Annotated in this window: 16 protein-coding genes; 4 read left to right on the forward strand and 12 right to left on the reverse strand. The window is 47.1% G+C overall.

Annotated elements, in window-relative coordinates; all coding sequences use genetic code 11:
* Window positions 1–6: 6 nt before the first annotated feature.
* The 11 genes from L2717_RS05460 to gmk form a co-directional block, all read right to left on the reverse strand.
* On the reverse strand, window positions 7–261 hold the full coding sequence (locus L2717_RS05460; protein ID WP_220771923.1) for a phosphopantetheine-binding protein: 255 nt from the start codon (window positions 259–261) through the stop codon (window positions 7–9).
* Window positions 245–1,102, reverse strand: a complete 858-nt coding sequence (locus tag L2717_RS05465; RefSeq protein WP_220771921.1) for a lysophospholipid acyltransferase family protein — start codon at window positions 1,100–1,102, stop codon at window positions 245–247. The genes L2717_RS05460 and L2717_RS05465 overlap by 17 nt, the downstream gene beginning before the upstream one ends.
* The gene (locus L2717_RS05470) at window positions 1,095–1,841 is read right to left on the reverse strand and encodes a beta-ketoacyl synthase chain length factor (RefSeq protein WP_220771920.1); all 747 of its coding nucleotides are present in this window, start codon (window positions 1,839–1,841) and stop codon (window positions 1,095–1,097) included. Before L2717_RS05470 ends, L2717_RS05465 begins: the two co-directional genes overlap by 8 nt.
* A gap of 345 nt (window positions 1,842–2,186) precedes the next feature.
* Window positions 2,187–3,083 (reverse strand): DUF3014 domain-containing protein, encoded by an 897-nt coding sequence (locus L2717_RS05475; RefSeq protein ID WP_220771919.1) that lies wholly within the window; start codon window positions 3,081–3,083, stop codon window positions 2,187–2,189.
* A gap of 211 nt (window positions 3,084–3,294) precedes the next feature.
* Window positions 3,295–5,370, reverse strand: coding sequence for an ATP-dependent DNA helicase RecG (gene recG / locus L2717_RS05480; protein WP_220771990.1), 2,076 nt, complete (start codon window positions 5,368–5,370; stop codon window positions 3,295–3,297).
* Between the two features lie 189 nt (window positions 5,371–5,559).
* Complete coding sequence (locus tag L2717_RS05485; protein ID WP_220771918.1) at window positions 5,560–6,504, reverse strand: calcium/sodium antiporter; 945 nt, start codon at window positions 6,502–6,504, stop codon at window positions 5,560–5,562.
* 182 nt (window positions 6,505–6,686) lie between these two features.
* Window positions 6,687–8,351, reverse strand: coding sequence for an AMP-binding protein (locus L2717_RS05490; RefSeq protein ID WP_220771917.1), 1,665 nt, complete (start codon window positions 8,349–8,351; stop codon window positions 6,687–6,689).
* A 225-nt stretch (window positions 8,352–8,576) separates the two neighbouring features.
* Entirely contained in the window at window positions 8,577–8,960 is a 384-nt protein-coding gene (locus L2717_RS05495; protein WP_220771916.1) for a RidA family protein, read from the reverse strand.
* 25 nt (window positions 8,961–8,985) lie between these two features.
* Window positions 8,986–11,091, reverse strand: coding sequence for a bifunctional GTP diphosphokinase/guanosine-3',5'-bis pyrophosphate 3'-pyrophosphohydrolase (gene spoT, locus L2717_RS05500; protein ID WP_220771915.1), 2,106 nt, complete (start codon window positions 11,089–11,091; stop codon window positions 8,986–8,988).
* Window positions 11,092–11,135: 44 nt separating this feature from the next.
* Window positions 11,136–11,420, reverse strand: coding sequence for a DNA-directed RNA polymerase subunit omega (gene rpoZ / locus L2717_RS05505; RefSeq protein ID WP_076497135.1), 285 nt, complete (start codon window positions 11,418–11,420; stop codon window positions 11,136–11,138).
* A gap of 59 nt (window positions 11,421–11,479) precedes the next feature.
* Window positions 11,480–12,103, reverse strand: a complete 624-nt coding sequence (gene gmk / locus L2717_RS05510) for a guanylate kinase (RefSeq protein WP_220771914.1) — start codon at window positions 12,101–12,103, stop codon at window positions 11,480–11,482.
* A gap of 257 nt (window positions 12,104–12,360) precedes the next feature.
* On the opposite strand from gmk, the gene L2717_RS05515 reads away from it, so the two are divergent.
* The 4 genes from L2717_RS05515 (at window position 12,361) to L2717_RS05530 (ending at window position 17,672) form a co-directional block, all read left to right on the forward strand.
* Entirely contained in the window at window positions 12,361–13,962 is a 1,602-nt protein-coding gene (locus L2717_RS05515) for a hypothetical protein (RefSeq protein ID WP_220771913.1), read from the forward strand.
* 175 nt (window positions 13,963–14,137) lie between these two features.
* Complete coding sequence (locus L2717_RS05520; RefSeq protein ID WP_220771912.1) at window positions 14,138–15,010, forward strand: nucleotidyltransferase family protein; 873 nt, start codon at window positions 14,138–14,140, stop codon at window positions 15,008–15,010.
* On the forward strand, window positions 15,003–16,067 hold the full coding sequence (locus L2717_RS05525; RefSeq protein WP_220771911.1) for a phosphotransferase enzyme family protein: 1,065 nt from the start codon (window positions 15,003–15,005) through the stop codon (window positions 16,065–16,067). The genes L2717_RS05520 and L2717_RS05525 overlap by 8 nt, the downstream gene beginning before the upstream one ends.
* A 186-nt stretch (window positions 16,068–16,253) precedes the next feature.
* Window positions 16,254–17,672, forward strand: coding sequence for an MFS transporter (locus tag L2717_RS05530; RefSeq protein WP_220771910.1), 1,419 nt, complete (start codon window positions 16,254–16,256; stop codon window positions 17,670–17,672).
* A gap of 9 nt (window positions 17,673–17,681) precedes the next feature.
* Here the strand turns inward: L2717_RS05530 and L2717_RS05535 are convergent, their stop codons facing one another.
* The gene (locus L2717_RS05535) at window positions 17,682–18,575 is read right to left on the reverse strand and encodes a sulfotransferase family protein (RefSeq protein WP_220771909.1); all 894 of its coding nucleotides are present in this window, start codon (window positions 18,573–18,575) and stop codon (window positions 17,682–17,684) included.

Consider the following 18,575-nt stretch of genomic DNA (forward strand, 5'->3'; position numbering starts at 1 on the left):
CCTCTCCTATGGACGCTGTGATTCGATAAAACGAGCTAAGCTGGCAACACTGTTAAAATGGGCCTTAGTCGCATCAGAATTAGCTTCGATTTTGATATCAAATTTTTTCTTAATAGCTAAACCCAGCTCGAGGGCGTCGATAGAATCTAAACCTAGACCTTCGCCAAACAGCGGCGCATCGGTTTGGATATCATCAATACTGACATCTTCTAAATCGAGACAATCGATGATTAACTGCTTTATTTCATTGTTTAAGTTCATAAGTATGTTCTAGTTGTTGTTTATAATAATGCTCAAGATCCCGGGTTAATTGTCGGGCCATTTTTGCCTGTTCACCTAAAGCTGTTTGGTACTTTTGGTAAGAAACGATTGCGCCGATTTCAACGGCCATCCCTATGGTCTGTCTTGGGATCTCATACCAAGGTTGATCCTTTGTCAAACCGCGCACGTTGGTACGTAGCACCACAGGTAAAATATCTACTTCGACCCTTAGAGCAATATTGGCGGCGCCGCGGGCAAAGGGGTTAATTACCTGACCGACAACCGTGCGCGTACCCTCAGGGAAGATAATTAAATTGGTGCCTCTAGCCAGTACTTCGCGGCAATCTTCTAGCAGGAGTTCCGCGCCGCGATTAGGAATATAACCCGCGCAGGATAAGGCGCCACGCAAAAACGGATTGCGCCATAAGCCTTGCTTGACGATGCAGCCTGCATTAGGCATTAGGCTTATTAGTACCACCACATCAACTAAGCTGGGATGATTGGCGATAACAATAATGCCTCTGGCAGCATGTAATGTTTGCGCATTATGGCAGCTGACTTTGATCACGCCAGCCCAAGTGAGCATAGCGACAAAGCCTTTGAACATAATATGCACGGCTTTTTGTACCCGAATAACCCGCTCCTCAGGTGTACCCGGCCAACAACGCAGTAGCGGCAGAATAGTTAACGAGCTGAATAAACCGCCTAAACCAAAGGTAATATAACAACTTACACCACCTAACCAACGTGACAGATAATGCAATCCTGTGCGGCGAGGTTCGGGCAAAGTGTTTGCCACGTTTAGCTCAAAATGCTCTTGACTGCGCAGGGGTTTAGACATGTTCTAAGCGCCAATACCATCGAGATAAGCAGCCTGAAATATTTTGTGATGTCGCTAGGGCGTGAATAAATTCGCCATAGGTCAAAGGATTAAGCTTTGATGATGCCTCACTGGATAGCGGGCTTACTGTGAGCTTGACTGATGCCTTGGCATCAAAGGGCGCGAGTATAAAGCCGAGCGCCAAGGGAAGCTCAAATTCTTGAGTAAATTCATCGTATACCGGCGGCACAGGATCATCGCCAAACACCAATAATAGTGGTTCAGTAGATTGATGCAACTGAGCGAAAGCCTCAACCATCGCTTGCGATAGGGTTTCTGTTCCTGCTGCCACCGAGGTCGACTGGGTGGTATTTTTCATCACTATGCCAAAAATACCGCTAGCCGTATTGTGCACTGATTGGCTAAATCCTAAGGGAGATAATGGCTGTTTGGCAATAATGTCTTCGAGTAAACCGATAGTACGGGGTAATTCACCGTGGCGCGAAGAAAAAATAGAACGGCAATTGACAGGTGCCTTGCATTGAAAACTCACGTCTAACATCATTTTAGTTAAGCGACTAAAACGGCGGCGCTGCATAGCAGGGATGTGCGTTAGGGCGGGAGAGCGGTTGTCTTGCTTGGATGAGCTTATCGTCAATGTCGATTCAGCCGAACTTTTGCGCCAATCACGCCAGCTCTGGTGGTGCTGATATTGGGGAGCCCATGCGCCCCAAGATAAAATGCTGAATGTTAGTTGCACTACTTTGCCTCGACACTTAATTTAAGCTGTCTTAGTTATCCCTAACCTATAAGTTAGAACATGGATGGATTGACTCACCACAGTTAGGTTTAAGCATGTTGAAAACGCAAGTTTTAACCCTCTACAGCACGGCTATTCTACACTAAGACCTTCATTTTTATGAAACCATTTGCATCGAGTGGGTTAATAGATTGAAAGTATATGTTGCTAATTTCAACCGCTAAATGGATCTTGCTCAACAATCTTTACTGTGGTGACAATATTCAAAATCTAGGCCAGCATAAAAATAAAAAAAGGCGCCTGCAGCGCCTTTTACGGTTAACTCGATAATTTATGACAAAGAGTCTACTGCGCGAGTTGGTTCTCTAACTTGCGTAACGCGACTTTGAGTTTGCGAGTATTTTCTGGCCCCATGCGGATGAGCAATTTTTGTGCGCTAGGTAGCGCCTCTAAATTAGGGTCAACAAATTGATAGTTAACACTAATCGAGCTTAATTCAATGGGGTCTTCAATAATAGGTGCCGCTAGTAACAATTTAATAGCCTGTAGCATTCTGTCGTTGAATTTGGCATTACTGTAGCCGAGTTCGCTAAAGGCCTCTTCTAGCATGGGCGTCATTTGCTTATAAGTAGCCATTAAGCTTTGTTCGTCCATTTTGACGATTGAATCAACATAAGCATCGTATCGGTGGAAACCCTCTGGGTTCAAATACACCTTATTAGTGATTTCAGAAACTGTGAACTGTTTTTCTGGGCCTTTGATTGGGCTGACCTTACGGGTTAATTCGCCTTGAGCTAAATTGTCTACAAATACGACAAATTGGCGGGCTAAATCCTGTTGTACTAATGAAGATGCGACCACATTATTATTAATCAGCGCAAGGACTTTTTGTTGCACGAAAGTATCACTTTCAGCCAATGCGGGTACGGGATCTGCTATCACTTCAGGCTCAGGCACGACAGATGTATTGGTATTACTGCTGTCTGTTTCTTGTGTTACTGGCGCGACCTCTTCGGTTTCTGGCTCTGGTGCACTTTCGAGCGTCATTGGCTCAGACGACGGCGTTTCAGGTAACACTATCGGTGCATTCGGGATAAGTTTGGGTGAGTCTGAATCATTACTATAGTAATAATATCCTCCTGCAGAAAGCAGAATAACGAGCACTATCGCCAAAAGTGCGAAGCGATTACTGCTAGAAGACGTTTCTTTAGGGTCTATTCTATCATCTTGATTAACTTGCATTTTACATCCTTAGCTTGAGTGTTAAGGTTAACTTGGTGAATACATGTCGCTAATATTAACGTGCAAGAGCGGTGTTATGTTTGTACCACTGGTTTATTCTGCAAGTTTCCATACGCTTGTCTATAGCGCTTAGCTGAACATGAACAATTTATTTTAACTATCGAGGCACATTACTTTTCTTTAGCTTATCTTTGAGGCCTAAGTTAAAAACTTAAGCCTGCACATAATGTTGCCTATGGCCGAGCCAACGTAAGATAATCGCGTCGACCTTTTCAGGTGCCTGTGCCATCACATGATTTGCCAGTTTTTGAATGTGTGGGATTAACGCTTGGTCCCGCACCAGATCAGCAATTTTAAGCTCGGCGAGTCCCGTTTGTTTAGTCCCTAGCACTTCACCTGGACCACGAATTTCTAAGTCTTTTTGCGCTATGATAAAACCATCATTACTTTGCCTGAGTACACTCAGCCTTTGGGTTGCAGTATGACTTAGCGGCGCCTTGTAGAGTAACACACAATGGCTTGCTATGGCGCCTCGACCGACTCGTCCGCGTAGTTGATGCAGTTGGGCTAAGCCTAAACGTTCAGGGTTTTCGATGATCATTAGGCTAGAGTTGGGTACGTCAACGCCGACTTCAATTACCGTCGTCGCGACTAATAAATGGATAATTCCTGCTTTAAAATCGGCCATGATCTGCTGTTTTTCAGCACTTTTTAATCTCCCGTGAACTAGACCAATATTTAATTCGGGCAAGGCGAGGCGCAGTTCTTCGGCCGTGTCTTCGGCGGCTTGGCATTCGAGCACTTCGGATTCCTCAATCAGAGTACACACCCAATAGGCCTGACGTTTATCTGTGATGACGGCGTTGCGTACCCGTTCGAGCACTTCTTGGCGACGCGTATCGGCAATCGCCACGGTAGTCACAGGAGTACGCCCTGGAGGCAGCTCATCAATAATTGAGGTATCGAGATCCGCGTAGGCTGTCATCGCCAGCGTGCGGGGGATCGGCGTTGCCGTCATGATCAATTGATGCGGGTGGAACCCTTGACTCACGCCCTTTTCTCGCAGATCTAAGCGTTGGTGTACGCCGAATCTGTGCTGCTCATCAATAATAATTAGTGCGAGTTTGTTAAAGACCACATGCTGCTGGAATATTGCGTGGGTACCAATCACCATCTGCGCCGCGCCCGATTGTATATCTTCTAATGATTGCGCTCTAACCTTGCCCTTGAGCTTACCCGCCAGCCAACCGACTTTAAGTCCGAGTGGCTCGAACCAAGCGGCAAAGTTAGTTGCATGCTGCTCGGCTAGTAACTCAGTTGGTGCCATCATGGCAACTTGATACCCGTTTTCAATCGCTTGCAGCGCTGCCATCGCCGCGACTAAGGTTTTACCTGAACCTACATCCCCTTGCACTAAACGCATCATAGGGTGTGGTTTTTCTAAATCTTTGCCTATATCGGCCACCACTCTTTGCTGGGCGCCGGTGGGCTTAAAAGGCAAAGCAGCGAGGAAAGAGTTGAGCAACTGCCCCGTAGCGGGCATGGTGACGGCGGCGTCTAAATTACTGCGCTGTCTTAGACGTAACATGCTGAGATTATGGGCGAGTAATTCTTCCTGCACGAGTCGCTGCTGTGCTGGGTGTTGGCCTAACTCTAAATCAAATTGTGATATCCCCGCAGGAGGACGGTGCAGCGTCTGCAGCGCTTGTTTAAGGCTGATGTTGTTTGGTTGCAACTGTGGTGGCAGTAGCTCGGTTAGGCCGCCATCTTCCAGCAATACCAAAGCTTGCTCGGTCAGTTTTAGCCAACTTGCCTGCTTTAAGCCTTCAGTAGTGGGATAAATTGGCGTTAGCGTATCGCTTAATTGAATATCTTCACCTGGATGTACCACTTTATATTCTGGATGCACTATCTCGGCTTGATGGCTGCCACGGCGGACTTCACCGTAGGCGCGGATCATCAAACCATTTTGCATGGCATTGCGCTGGGCGACGGAAAAGTTAAAAAAGCGCAGGCTTAAGCTGCCAGTATCGTCGCGCACATTGCAGACCAGCATGCGCTTGCGGCCTTGAATGATTTGTGTCGATTGGATTTGTGCTTCTACGGTGCCATAACCGCCTTGGCTTAGAGCGGCAATCGGATAAATTTGGGTTCTATCTTCGTAACGCAGCGGTAAATGAAACAGCAGATCTTGTACTGTTGTGATGCCGAGTTTTGCGAGTTTCTCCGCGACCTTTTTGGCGACGCCTTTGAGGTCGGTGATCGGAACAAGATCCAATTGCTGCAAGTCGTTAGCACTCAATCACTGTGAATTTATACATATATTAACAGAGAATAAGCGTAAGGCAATCTCAAGGGTTATAAGGGAGAAATCAAACGGTGTTTAGCAGCCTTACTAATACCAATTTGTAAGGCATAGATAGCAAAACACCGAAATGATTCCGGTGTTTTTAATCGCTATTTGCTGGCTTTGCTTTTAAACCAAAGCTTGTGTGCTAGCTTGGTTAACTAAATAACCCATGTAACCTAAGTAGCCTAGCAATAGTACGGTGCCTTCGCGGCGGCCGATACGTAAACCTGTCCAAGCAAAAGGTAAAATGATGACTGCAAATGCCAGCATCACGATAAAATCTATCGGCTGAAAGCCCAATGACGATACCGGTTGCACGATAGCCGTGATACCTAAAATGCCTAAAATATTAAAGATATTCGATCCGACAATGTTACCGATAGCGATATCGCTTTGGCCTTTGAGTGCCGCAATAACTGAGGTAACTAATTCAGGCATACTGGTGCCAATTGCCACGATAGTTAGGCCGATAATGACTTCACTCACGCCAAATGTTTTAGCTAAGTCTACTGCGCCATTAACAAACAAAATACCACCGCCGACCAACATACTAATACCAACAACAATAAATAGGGCTGAAAGTAATGGGTTATTTGGACCTGCTTCAATTTCTTCCTCTTCATTGCTATTTTTCGAGCTGATGTAACTAAAGGCTAAATAACCGATAAGTAATGATAGCAATACCACACCATCAATTAGGCTCAGTTCACCATCTAACAAGAGTCCCCAGAACAACATTGAAGCCAATATCATCAAAGGGATATCGCGTTTCACGACTTGGGATTGTACTTGAATAGGGCGGATAAGCGCTGTGATCGCTAAAATCAAACCTATGTTAGCAATGTTAGATCCAATGACATTACCTAAGGCAATACCGCTGTTGCCGGCCAGTGCTGATTTAACACTTACAGCCAACTCTGGTGCGCTAGTACCAAAGGCTACAATCGTTAACCCTATGATAAGTGGTGTAATACCTAAGCGTAGTGCGATGGAGCTCGCACCGCGGACTAGGGCTTCTGCACCTAGGGTCAAAATAATAAAACCACCAAGAATAGATAATGTAATTAGCATCTTAGGACTCTGTTAAACCTGTTTTAAGTGGGATGGTAAAAGGACTCTATGCCCTTAATCGACTGGCGGCATGATACTTGATTCTGTAGTACTTTGACAGATTATGTCATAAAAAAGCACGCTGTTAGCGTGCTCTATCATAATGGCGGGTTGATATTAGCCATGTCACTGTTTTGGTTTAACTATTTTTTAGGTAACTCATCTTCCCAGCGCACTTGTGCGCCGCGAACACCGTCCACTCGCTCGCTAAAGGCTTTTTCAAGCACATGGCGTTTGATTTTTAGTGTCGGCGTGAGTGCGTCGTTTTCAATCGTCCAAGGCTCGGTAACGACTATAATCGCATCGACATGTTCGTGGGACTCTAAGTGTGGATTGACACTATCGAGTGTTGCCTTAAGCGAAGAACGGACTTCCTCGCGTGCTTGTAAGTTTGCGCCTTCTGATAGTTGCACTAACGCAACGGGATGTGGCAAACCAGAGCCTATTACGCAGATAAGCTCCACATGCGGATCCTGGGCTAATTTACGCTCGATAGGTACGGGCGCGACATATTTGCCCTTGGCGGTTTTAAAGTTATCTTTGACTCGGCCAGTAATGGTCACACAACCATCGGCATCGATAGAACACAGATCGCCAGTATGGAAAAACCCGTCGGCATCAAATGCTGCAGCAGTCGCTTCTGGTTGTAGGTAATAAGCCGTCATTAAGCCGGGGCTTTTTAGCAGTAACTCTCCATCCTCACCTTGGCGGATGTAGCAATCCTCAACAGGGCGGCCGACGCTGCCAATTTTACGGGCATCGAAGGGATAATTAATAATGGAATAGGCGCAGTTTTCTGTCATTCCCCACGCTTCACAGATATTAAGACCAATGCTGTGATACCAGTGGATCAGTGACGGCGGAATGGGTGCTGAGCCAGAACCCAGTAAACGGCAATGATTTAATCCTAAGCCTTTATGGATTTTGTATTTCACTAAGCTGCTGATCAAGGGAATTTTTAACAGCAAGTTGAGTTTGCCCACGCCAATTTTGTCGATAATATTTTTTTGAAACAGGCTCCATAAGCGCGGTACCGAGAAGAAAACTGTCGGTTTGGCTCGCTGCACATCGGCAACAAAGGAGTCGAGGCTCTCGACGAAGGCGACCACACTGCCTGAATAGAAAGAGGAACCCTCAATCGCCACACGTTCGGTAATGTGCGCTAAGGGTAAATAGGATAAAAGTCGGTCGTTGCCGTCGGTACGTAAATCACGCACTACCGCTTGGCAGGTCCAGCCATAGCTGGCGAAGGTTTGAAGTGCGCCCTTAGGTTGACCCGTTGAGCCAGAGGTATAGATGAGTGTCATCACTTGATCTAGAGTGGGCAGCGGCGCATCAATTAACGGAGAACCTAGCTTAAGTAATTGATCCCACCGATATTGGGCTGGCATTGTCTCGTAGGGCATCGCAAGGCGCAGTAACTCGCCGCCGACACCCGCTTCTTGGTCGGCCCAGTGATCGAGCTTACCAAGAAAAATAGCTTTAGCGCCGCTGTGCTGTAATACAAAGCGAATCGTATCGGTATTGGCTGTAGGGTATATCGGCACGCTGATGTAGCCACCGAGCATTAACGCAAGGTCAGTGATAAACCATTCCGCACAATTTTTAGAGAGCACGGCAACTTTATCACCGGGCTCTAAACCGAGGTGGCGTAAAGCGCCCGCTAATTGTTGAACCTTTTCTTGAACCTCGCCCCAAGTGAAATCAAGGTATTGACCCTTGATTGGTTGGCGTAAATAGATTTGATCTCCCTGAGTTTTTGCCCAGTGCGCCAGCATTTCAATTGGCGTCTTAATCGCTGTATCCATTGGCAATTCCCTGTTCTTTATTGTTTTTTGGCTTGGTCCAGTATGGCGAGTTTTGTGATGTGGCGCAAATATTTTGCATAATTGTAACATTTAAAATTTGAACACTAAGCTGACAAGCTGAGCGTGAAATAACAATAGAGTATAAACAGGGGATATCAGAGAGTTTTTATAAGGTAATAAAAAAGGCGCCGTAGCGCCTTTTCGTTGAGTTGATGCGAAGATGAGCTACAGCTCCATCACGCCATCCATTTCAACTTGCGAATCTTTTGGCAATTGCTTCACGCCGATAGCTGCGCGCGCAGGGTATGGCTGGCTAAAATAACGGCTCATGATTTCATTCACTTTTGCAAAGTGGCTTAAATCAATCAGGAAGATATTTAACTTCACGATATCGTTAATTGTGCCACCCGCAGCAGTGCAAACCGCCGTTAGGTTGTCAAAGACTTGCATAACTTGTGCTTCAAAATCGTCGCTAACAATTTGCATTGTGCTCGGTACGAGCGGAATTTGGCCTGATAAATACACAGTACTGCCAACTTTAACCGCCTGTGAATAAGTACCGATTGCCGCAGGGGCATTTTCAGTTGCGATAATGATTTTTTCTGCCATGACGCTCTCTCTATTCTTGAGTTAATTAACGATTACGTGACGTGCGCAAGACTTCGGGCAATACCCTAATACGGCGCATCACGTTGGCTAAATGGACCCTGTCTTTGACTGAAATCCGTAGATTAATCAAATACACACGGCCATCACGTTCTTCAGTGCTGAGGTTATGAATGTTTGAACCTTCAGCGGCAATAATTGAGGTAATCTTCGCCAGTGCGCCATGGTGATTAACAATTTCAACCCGCAGATTAGCCTGATAGTCGACACCTTCGACATTATCCCATTGCACTGGAATGTACTTGTCAGGTTCACCTTGATAGCCGCGAATGTTCGCGCAGTTTTCCATATGCACAACCAGACCTTTACCCGGGCTCACGTGAGCAATAACCGCGTCGCCGGGAATGGGGCGGCAACAATTGGCAAAGGTGACCAACATGCCTTCGGCGCCACGGATTGGCATCATATGGCCATCGCGGCTCTCTTGATTCTCAAGATTATCGCCAATCAAACGCTGGGCGATAACAATACTCATAGCATTGCCAAGACCAATGTCGGCCAATAGTGAATCCATTGTCGTGTGCTTAGTATCACGCACGACTTTTTCAATTTGTTCAGGCGCAATGCTATCGAGCTTAGTTTTACCGAGCGCATGGTTAAGCAGGCGGCGACCGAGTGCAATGGCTTCATCACCCTTAAGGCTCTTAAGCACTTGGCGGATTTTAGCGCGTGCCTTACCTGTGACGACAAAGTTTAACCAGGCAGCATTAGGGCGAGCGCCTTTAGCGGTAATGATTTCAACAGTTTGGCCTGAAAGTAACGGCTGGCTGAGCGGATAGGCTTGGCGATTAACGCGGGCACCGACGCAGGTGTTGCCCACGTCTGTATGTACTTCGTAGGCAAAGTCTACCGCAGTGGCATTAACGGGTAATTCGAGAATACGACCTTCAGGAGTGAACACATAAATTTCTTCAGGGAAGAGTTCAGTTTTCACGTTTTCAACGAATTCGAATGAGGTACTGGCGCTTTGTTGTAATTCCAACAAGCTTTGCATCCACTTACGGGCCCGCACTTGAGTTGTTGTGCCTTGTCCTGTTTGTGCACCGCCTTTGTAGGCCCAGTGTGCAGCAACGCCTTTGTCGGCCATTTGGTCCATATCTTCGGTACGAATTTGGATCTCAACGGGCACGCCGTGTGGACCAAATAAGGAGGTATGGAGTGACTGATAACCGTTGGCTTTAGGGATAGCGATATAATCTTTGAAACGACCGGGGCGAGGTTTGTAAAGTCCGTGCATGGCGCCAAGTACGCGATAGCAGGTGTCGAGGGAATCGACCATCACCCTAAAGGCGTAGATATCCATCACTTCTTGGAATTGCAGTTCTTTACTCTGCATCTTGTTATAGATGGAGTAGAGGTTTTTTTCGCGGCCTTTGACTTTTCCCGGAATACCCGCATCGTTTAAGCGCGTATGTATAGCGGCTTCAATGCCTTGGATCAATTCTTTGCGATTACCGCGGGCGGCTTTAACGACTTCTTTAAGCACCCGATATCGCATTGGATAATAGGCTTGGAAACCTAAGTCTTCTAACTCGGTCTTGATATTATGGATACCGAGACGGTTAGCGATGGGCGCATAGATTTCTAGGGTTTCGCGGGCAATACGGCGACGTTTGTCGGGACGCAGTGCGCCTAAGGTACGCATGTTGTGGGTTCTATCGGCAAGCTTGATGAGGATAACGCGGATATCCTGCGTCATCGCCATCATCATTTTACGGAAGTTTTCAGCCTGAGCTTCTTTCTTGTCGCGAAATTTAAGCTTATCGAGTTTTGACACGCCTTCAACAAGCTCAGCCACCGCGACACCGAAAAGTTCGGCTAAATCGTCTTTGGTGACATAAGTGTCTTCTATCGTATCGTGCAGCAGGGCTGCCATCAGCGTCTCATGATCAAGACGCATCTCTGCAAGGATGCGGGCGACCGCAACCGGATGAGTAATATAAGGTTCGCCACTCGTGCGCATTTGCCCTTCATGGGCATCACGCGCAATTTGGTACGCTTGCTTGAGCAACTCTACCTGTTCGGGTTCTAAGTAACCGGAAGCAGACTCCTTTAGACCTTCAAACAGATACAAGTGGCAGCTCTCCTTTACCTAAACAGGTATTTACTCAATTATGCTTATAACGATAATGAACGGCCTTCAGCAATAGCTGCAACCGCTGCAATTTCAGCGGCTTCACGTTCACGTACCGTTTGACGCTCATCGGCATCTAAGGTGTGAGCAGTGACTAAACCTAGTTCGATTTCACGCAGGGCGATAACCGTTGGCTTGTCGTTCATCTCTTCAACCATAGGGTCTTTACCCTGCACGGCGATTTGGCGAGCACGACGCGCTGCAACCAGGATCATATCAAAACGGTTGCCGATTTGTTCTACGGCGTCTTCTACAGTTACGCGAGCCATGTGTTGAAACTCCAGTTTATCTAGGGAAAAAATGACGCAAAATTGTACACTATGGCAGGTTAGTCTGCCAACAGATCGTGAAGCATAGCATTTTGCGCGTGGATCTGACTAGCACCTGTTAAGCGCTTGCTGCGAATGATCGCACGCAAATCGGCTAAGGCGGTGTCAAAATCGTCGTTGACGATAATAAAATCGTATTCTCGATAATGGGATATTTCCGATACGGCCTGTGCCATGCGGCTGGCAATAACATCGGGACTATCTTGTCCACGGCCGGTGAGACGGCGTTCAAGCTCGGCTTTCGATGGCGGTAGAATAAACACACTCACCGCATCATCCATTAGCGCTTTCACTTGCTGCGCCCCTTGCCAGTCGATATCGAGGAAGACATCAATACCTTGGCTGAGTGTATGTTCGATGACATGGCGCGAGGTGCCATAGTAATTGCCAAAAACTTCTGCCCACTCAAAAAAAGCATTTTCAGCAATTAACGCTTTGAATTGGTCAACATTAACGAAGTGATAGTGTTGACCATCAACTTCACCTGGGCGTGGTGCACGGGTGGTGTGTGATACCGAAACCTGCATATCGGCGGGCTTGTCTTTAAGTAAGGCCGAGATTAGCGAGGATTTACCTGCGCCACTGGGCGCCGACACAATAAATAAATTTCCGCGTGCGGTCATGAGCTAAATATCCAATTGATTAACGCAAGAAGGGCCCTGAAAGCCGTATATTATAGCGATTTTGACCACAGAATTACTAGGGCTTGTTACTTGGCAATTTAAGCCTATTTTAGATTTATTCGTTTATTATATGCATTTTTACCCGACTGGGGTCGTAGGCGCTGACAATTGCGGGTAAATTAGTTACGCTCGTGCCTCATTAGGCAATGAATGATTGTCTTTTGGTACTTAGTTTTTACAACAATAAAGGAAGGGTCGTGCTGTTAAAATCTCTTTTCTGCCTTCACGGGCGTGATTCTCGTCCCCGCTTTGTCGCTATTAGTGTTGGTGTATATGCCTGTATTTTAATTGCCGCTGTGGCATTTGGGGCAAATTTTCTAATGTATTTGCTGGCTCTGCTGGGTTTGCCTTTATTAGGGCTCACTAGCCTGCGGCGTTTAGTCGATGCCGATAAGTCAAAAGTGCTGACGGGTGCATTTTTATTACCGCTGCTTATTTTACTTGGGTTATTTATTGCCGATGCCCACATTGCGCTTATTAGCCTGTGCTTAATTTTAGCGGCAGGGCTCACTTTTTGGGGTTGGCGTTTACCTGCGCCTACGATAGTTGATTATCGCTACGGCTATTTTGGCCCAGAGCTTGATGCGCCAACATCACAAGCCATGCCACGGCGCCGTGTGGAACCCACAATCATCCCTAAAACAACAGATGCGAGTACTATAGATTCTAAACAAGTGATTACACGACAGGCGGCTAACTCAAGCTCAGATATTCAGCTACAGCCACAGGTTGAACGCCATGAGCCGCATGTTGAGCAAACACATGCCCAATCAGTCGTAGTCACAGAACCAGAAATCGATGTCTTTACCCATGACCAAGCCGTTACTCATGCCTCATTGGTTGATACCGAGCTTGAAATCCAGCGCCAAGATGAATTACGTTTTGATGCATTAACGCGATTGACGCAGAATCCTGCCGATTTTGTGGTACCCCATGCCCATGCTGATTTCCGCCCTAGCCATGCCAGCCGCGTCGAACACACCAATATCGAACTAGCCGATGTTGATGTGGCTAATATGGATTTAAACCATGTCGATTTTAATGCGCCTCAATTAGATCCCGCCGAGCGCAGTGCTGAACCGAGTTGGCGTTTGGCCGCCGAAGAAGATAACGAAACCGATAGCTTTAATGATGTAGAACATGCTGAAGAAGTGCGTCAACGCCGCGCTGAAGCGAAAGACTCTGGCTCGATGACTGAACTGTTTCGCGGTTTATTTGAATTTTTAGCACCGCTAAAGCGGTTCCTCGTGTTACCTAAAGTTAAGCTACCTAAGATTAATCTGCCCAAGGTGGAGCGCCGTTATTGGCGGCTAGCAGGAATAGGTGCTGGTGTGCTGGTGTTTATCGTCTTGGTGTGGGGGCTTTGGCCTAGTGGTGACGCTGAAGGCGATGGCGCACAGCTTGTGACTGTAAATGCGGTTGCGCCCTATGCAGGCGAGCGGGTCACGCTCGCCTTGCCCGACGGCTTTTCTGTGGCGCTTGAAGACGATATTTTAATCATGCGTTGGCTCGGTGAGAAGGGTAAGGCGAAAAATCTGTGGTCCTTAGCGACGGCAAAGGGCGATAAAACTTGTAGCCTGTTGTCTTTTAACAGCGGCACTGATTACCGCCCTCTGACGGTGGACTTAAAAGCCGATTCGGCTACCGAGGCGCGTTTTTCACCACTGGACACTCAAGGTATTATCATTGACCTTGCTCGACGTAGCAGCATTAGCTTGTGTGGTTATAAATTCAGCCTCAAGGGTAGCCAAGCGATACTGGAACAAAATCGTACCTTTGGCAGTTATATCGCTCGTTAACGTACTGAAGCAGCTTAAGTCGATAAAAATTCTGCTTAAATGCTAGTCACAATTAGAGGGGTAGATTACACTTTTGCTCCTCTTTTTCTCAAACCGTGTTTTAAATGCCTCAGTCTTGGTATCTAACAATGCAGTTGGGGAATATCTTAAAATTTGAACAGAACATCAATCCAGCATGAATACAGAATTGACCTTAGTCATTATGGCTGCAGGGCTAGGTAGTCGTTTCGGCGGCGATAAGCAATTAGCGGCGCTCGGCCCTGCTGGCGAACCCATGTTGGTGCTATCAATCATGTCGGCCATTCGCAGTGGCTTTCAGCGTGCAGTGCTGGTGATCCGCCCCGAGTTAGAAGCTGAATTAACTGCAATGCTAACCCAGTTTTTACCCGCCGATTTTGAATATCACTTTTGCTATCAGGTTTTAACGGATTTACCCGAAGCGGTGCAGCTAGTGGATCTCAGCCACAGGCTTAAGCCTTGGGGTACTGCCCATGCACTGTGGAGCGCGCGTCATCTGGTTAAAGGCCCCATGGCGGTTATCAATGCCGATGACTTTTATGGCGATAGCGCCTTTTTTTCGTTAGCCAAAGGCTTAAAGTCAAAGCCGACACAGTGGATGATGGTGGCGTATCCCATCGAACTCACATTGTCGGAGCACGGCGGCGTTAACCGTGGTCTGTGTCAGGTCGAGGATGGAAAGCTTAAATCGGTTGCCGAGTGGCTCAATATCGCTGAGCAAGCGGGCCAATTAGTGGGTGATGGCCCACAAGGTCATGCTAATTTACCAGCAGAGTCCTTGGTCTCTATGACATGCTGGGGCTTCTCCCCAAGCATATTTGATGTTATTAAACGTGAATTAACCGAATTTATCGAGCAACAGGGGCTAGAAGCTAAATCTGAATGCTACTTACCCGCCATAGTGCAAGCGGGCATTGAGCAAGGTTTGCCCGTGTATGTCGATGTGGCCTGTGAGCCTTGGCTCGGCGTGACTTATCCGCAGGACACTGTCTGGGTAAAACAAAAATTAACGGAGTTATTGAGTGATTAAACTCATTAGGCAGTTAGTCTTGCCTCATTTTGGTATTGATGCCGCCGAGGCAAAAATTACAGCCCTCGGTAATGGCCACATCAATGACACCCTTTTGGTACGCTGGCCTGCGGGCGAATTAGTATTGCAGCGAATTAACACTGAGGTGTTTAAAACCCCCAGCGCTTTGGTTAGCAATGCCGATAAAATTAGTCATCATCTATGCGCTAAGTCGTTGCAGCAACAATATGGCCTTAAAGTCGTTAGCCCTTATTTAACTCAAGAGGGAACGTTGGCTATCGATTTAGGCGAACAAGGATTTTGGCGGGCGATAAGCTACTTGCCCCATAGCCTGAGTATTGAAGTCGTCAAGTCGGAGCAAGAGGCTGAAATGGCGGCCAAGGCCTTCGGCCATTTTGCTTCTGCTTTGAGTGACTTTGATGCCACTCAACTTGAAGATGTGATCCCCCAGTTTCACCATTTACCGGGGCGCATGGCTCTGTTACAACAGGCGGCTGAGCTCGATAGTCTGCACCGCTTAGATGTTTGCCGTCATTGGGTCGATTACGCTTTATCTCAACAGACCTTGCTTAATGAACTGGCCGATATATCGCCAAAACTGCCGCTACGCATTTGCCATAACGACACTAAAATCAATAATATGCTGTTTGATAAGCGCGATATGTCTAGCATGGCGATTATCGATTTGGATACCTGCATGAAAGGTCATTTGATGTATGACTTTGGCGACATGGTCCGCACCTTCTGCTCGCCAGAGGAAGAAGACTCTACAGCTTTGGATAAAGTCCAAGTGCGCCAAGACATCTTCGCCGCGATTTGCCGTGGCTACTTGAGCGAGTTGGGTGACGTTTTAACTGAAGACGAAAAGCGTAGTCTGTGGCTCGGTGCGCGGGTGATTTGTTTGATGATAGGTGTGCGTTTTTTAACGGATTATCTTAACGGCGATGTGTATTTTCACATCCACCGCGAAGGCCACAATCTGGATCGCGCTGCTAACCAGTTTACCTTGTACCAAAGCTTGCTTGACCAAGAGGCTGAGCTTAAAGCTAATTTCTAAGTGAGTCATTAATATTTTAATATCAATTGGTTGGTATTAAATTGTTGGTTCAATATCTTGATTAATAATCATGCCTAGGGCTCTGCTCTGGGCATTTTTTTGACCTAAAACCTAGGCAGAGGCCATTTCATCGGACATAATCGAGCGATAATTAATCCCTTAATATCATATGGATTTGTGCTTGGTATGGATTCATCTGTGGCCCCGCCGCTAGTCACTTGCTCACGACGCAGCGAACGTAATTCGTGGTTAAGATGCACCCTGCGCCGCTCGCAGCAGGAGGCGATTGCCTCATCAATGATGACGGCTACCAGTGATAACTTTTTCAATGCCTATGCTATTTTTCTCGGTGCCAGCCTTGCGCAAATGGGGTTTGTGACGGGTTTACCACAGCTTTTTGGGGCGATAGCCCAACTTCTATCTGTGTGGCTTGCAAGCCATTTCTCCCGTCGAACGTTTATCGTTTTTTGCGCTGTCTTTCAGGGCTGCATAGTGTTAGCTATGGGCGCGTTGGCTGCTTTTGGCTCAGAGCATGCCGTGTGGATCTTTATCGCCTTAGCCGTTGGTTACCATGGTTTTATTAATCTTATTCAGCCCCATTGGCGCGCGTGGATGGGATCTATCGTACCTGAACGTCGCCGAGGCGCTTTTTTTGCCGCCCGCACTCGGCTCACTATGGGCGCATCTTTGAGTGTGTTCTTTATTGGCGGCGGCATACTCACCTTAACTGACTCGATGCAGATGGCGTGGTTGGGTTTTAGTCTGTTGTTTTCTATCGCGGCAATGGGGCGTTTTGTGTCGGCTTGGTTACTGCTACAGATGCATGATCCCGATCCGCGCGTGCCCAAACAGCGTGGCGTATTTTTGCAAACGATTGGTCATTTTCGTGCGGCGTGGAAAGATAAAACCTTTCGCCAGTACAGTTTGTTCGTTGCCAGTATGCAGGGAATAGTGGCAATCTCGGCACCATTTTTTGCCGTTTATATGCTGGAAGGCTTAAAGTTCACTTACCTCGAATTTGTATTTGCCAGTGTGGCTTCGATAGCGACTCAATTTGTTACCTTACGATTTTGGGGCCGCTTTAGCGATCAATTCGGCAATCGTTTAGTGATGATTATCACCAGTTGTATGATCCCCAGTTTGCCGCTGATGTGGCTGTTCTCGGATAACTATCTGTATATCTTAGCTATCCAAGCTTTTTCTGGCTTGGCATGGAGCGGCTTTACCTTAAGCACGGCAAATTACCTTTATGATATCCGTCCCTTTCGCAGTGACTTTGCGACTTATGCTGCCCTGCAAGCGGCATTAAGTGCGGCCTGTGTTTTTGTTGGTGCGATATTGGGCGGTACGATTGCCTCCCATGCGGCGGATTTTTTAGCCTGGACGGGTTGGGATAGCGTGTTATCGAGCCCAATTTTTGTGGTGTTCTTAGTATCGACTGTGCTGCGAGCGTTAGTGACACTCTGGTTTATTCCGCGCTCGGTTGAACCTAAAGTGCGCCCAAGGCCGCAGCTACTAAAACTTATCTTCCGTATCCGCGGCTTTAATGCCATTTCGGGCGTGAGCCTTGATTGGCTCACTGTGGTAAAACGCCGCAAGCAATAGGGCGTACAGCTAAAGCGTATAGTCGAAAAACTTACGGCTTTGCGGGCCAGCGCTATTACTGTTCACCTTGTTTGGATGTTTATATTCATGCCAAGCTGCGACGTGAGTGCCAGCATTTAATTTAGGAAAATCTAGCACATGCTCGCTGGTATTGACTCTGTCTTGATGGATTAGCGTGCTGTTTGTTTGAGTGTTGCTATGCGCCCTATCGGTCATTTGGCCTAAGGTTGGGCCATTGGTGGCTAAGCCTAAAAATTGCAACAAACGACTCAAACTCCCCGCATGGCTGATGTCGAGCGAGATAAAATCTTCTCGGTTATGAAAGTAAGCGAACACTTCGTTTTGATGCCTGTGATAACAATCAATAAGATGCGCCTCATCTGCAGGGTTTGCCTCTTTATCGATAGCAAAAGTATGTTGAAAGCTGCGTTTCATAATCGGGTGAAATCGCCCCGATTTTGCTTCTAAATGCGGCAGCATTTTACCTAGCAGCATCTGCATTGAAGGCACCCATTTAGCCAAGTCACGCTCGAGGTAAACAAATTTAGCCTGCGGGAAAAGACCATCGAGCTGCCGATAATCACTAAAACAGGGCACATCAGAAATCGCATCAGCCAGCATAAACGCCTGTTTAGTAAAGGCCATGTGCGCCACTTTAAGCCCTTGCTCCAATAGCGCCACACTCACACTCGTGGTGCCCGTGCGCGGCAAACCTATGATAAAGACCTTCAATTTTTCCGCAGTTACCTGTTCGCCACCAAGTGCATTCGACAGTGAGGGATACGTCTCATCCGGTGTTGCAAGCTGTAAGTTGCCAGCATGATCTGCATTGCCGATACGCTGTGCATTAGCAGTACATTGCGCGTGAGCAGAGGCTGTTGAATTGTTGGCATTATCAGGCAT

The organism is Shewanella glacialipiscicola, from assembly GCF_023283485.1.
In the GTDB taxonomy this organism is placed as follows: Bacteria; Pseudomonadota; Gammaproteobacteria; order Enterobacterales; family Shewanellaceae; genus Shewanella; species Shewanella glacialipiscicola.

Coding starts and splice junctions, on each gene's coding strand:
- L2717_RS05460 (WP_220771923.1), bottom strand. CDS start 261: ATGAACTTAAACAATGAAATAAAGCAGTTAATCATCGATTGTCTCGAT.
- L2717_RS05465 (WP_220771921.1), bottom strand. CDS start 1,102: ATGTCTAAACCCCTGCGCAGTCAAGAGCATTTTGAGCTAAACGTGGCA.
- L2717_RS05475 (WP_220771919.1), bottom strand. CDS start 3,083: ATGCAAGTTAATCAAGATGATAGAATAGACCCTAAAGAAACGTCTTCT.
- L2717_RS05485 (WP_220771918.1), bottom strand. CDS start 6,504: ATGCTAATTACATTATCTATTCTTGGTGGTTTTATTATTTTGACCCTA.
- L2717_RS05490 (WP_220771917.1), bottom strand. CDS start 8,351: ATGGATACAGCGATTAAGACGCCAATTGAAATGCTGGCGCACTGGGCA.
- L2717_RS05495 (WP_220771916.1), bottom strand. CDS start 8,960: ATGGCAGAAAAAATCATTATCGCAACTGAAAATGCCCCTGCGGCAATC.
- rpoZ (WP_076497135.1), bottom strand. CDS start 11,420: ATGGCTCGCGTAACTGTAGAAGACGCCGTAGAACAAATCGGCAACCGT.
- gmk (WP_220771914.1), bottom strand. CDS start 12,103: ATGACCGCACGCGGAAATTTATTTATTGTGTCGGCGCCCAGTGGCGCA.
- L2717_RS05520 (WP_220771912.1), top strand. CDS start 14,138: ATGAATACAGAATTGACCTTAGTCATTATGGCTGCAGGGCTAGGTAGT.
- L2717_RS05530 (WP_220771910.1), top strand. CDS start 16,254: ATGGATTCATCTGTGGCCCCGCCGCTAGTCACTTGCTCACGACGCAGC.
- L2717_RS05535 (WP_220771909.1), bottom strand. CDS start 18,575: ATGCCTGATAATGCCAACAATTCAACAGCCTCTGCTCACGCGCAATGT.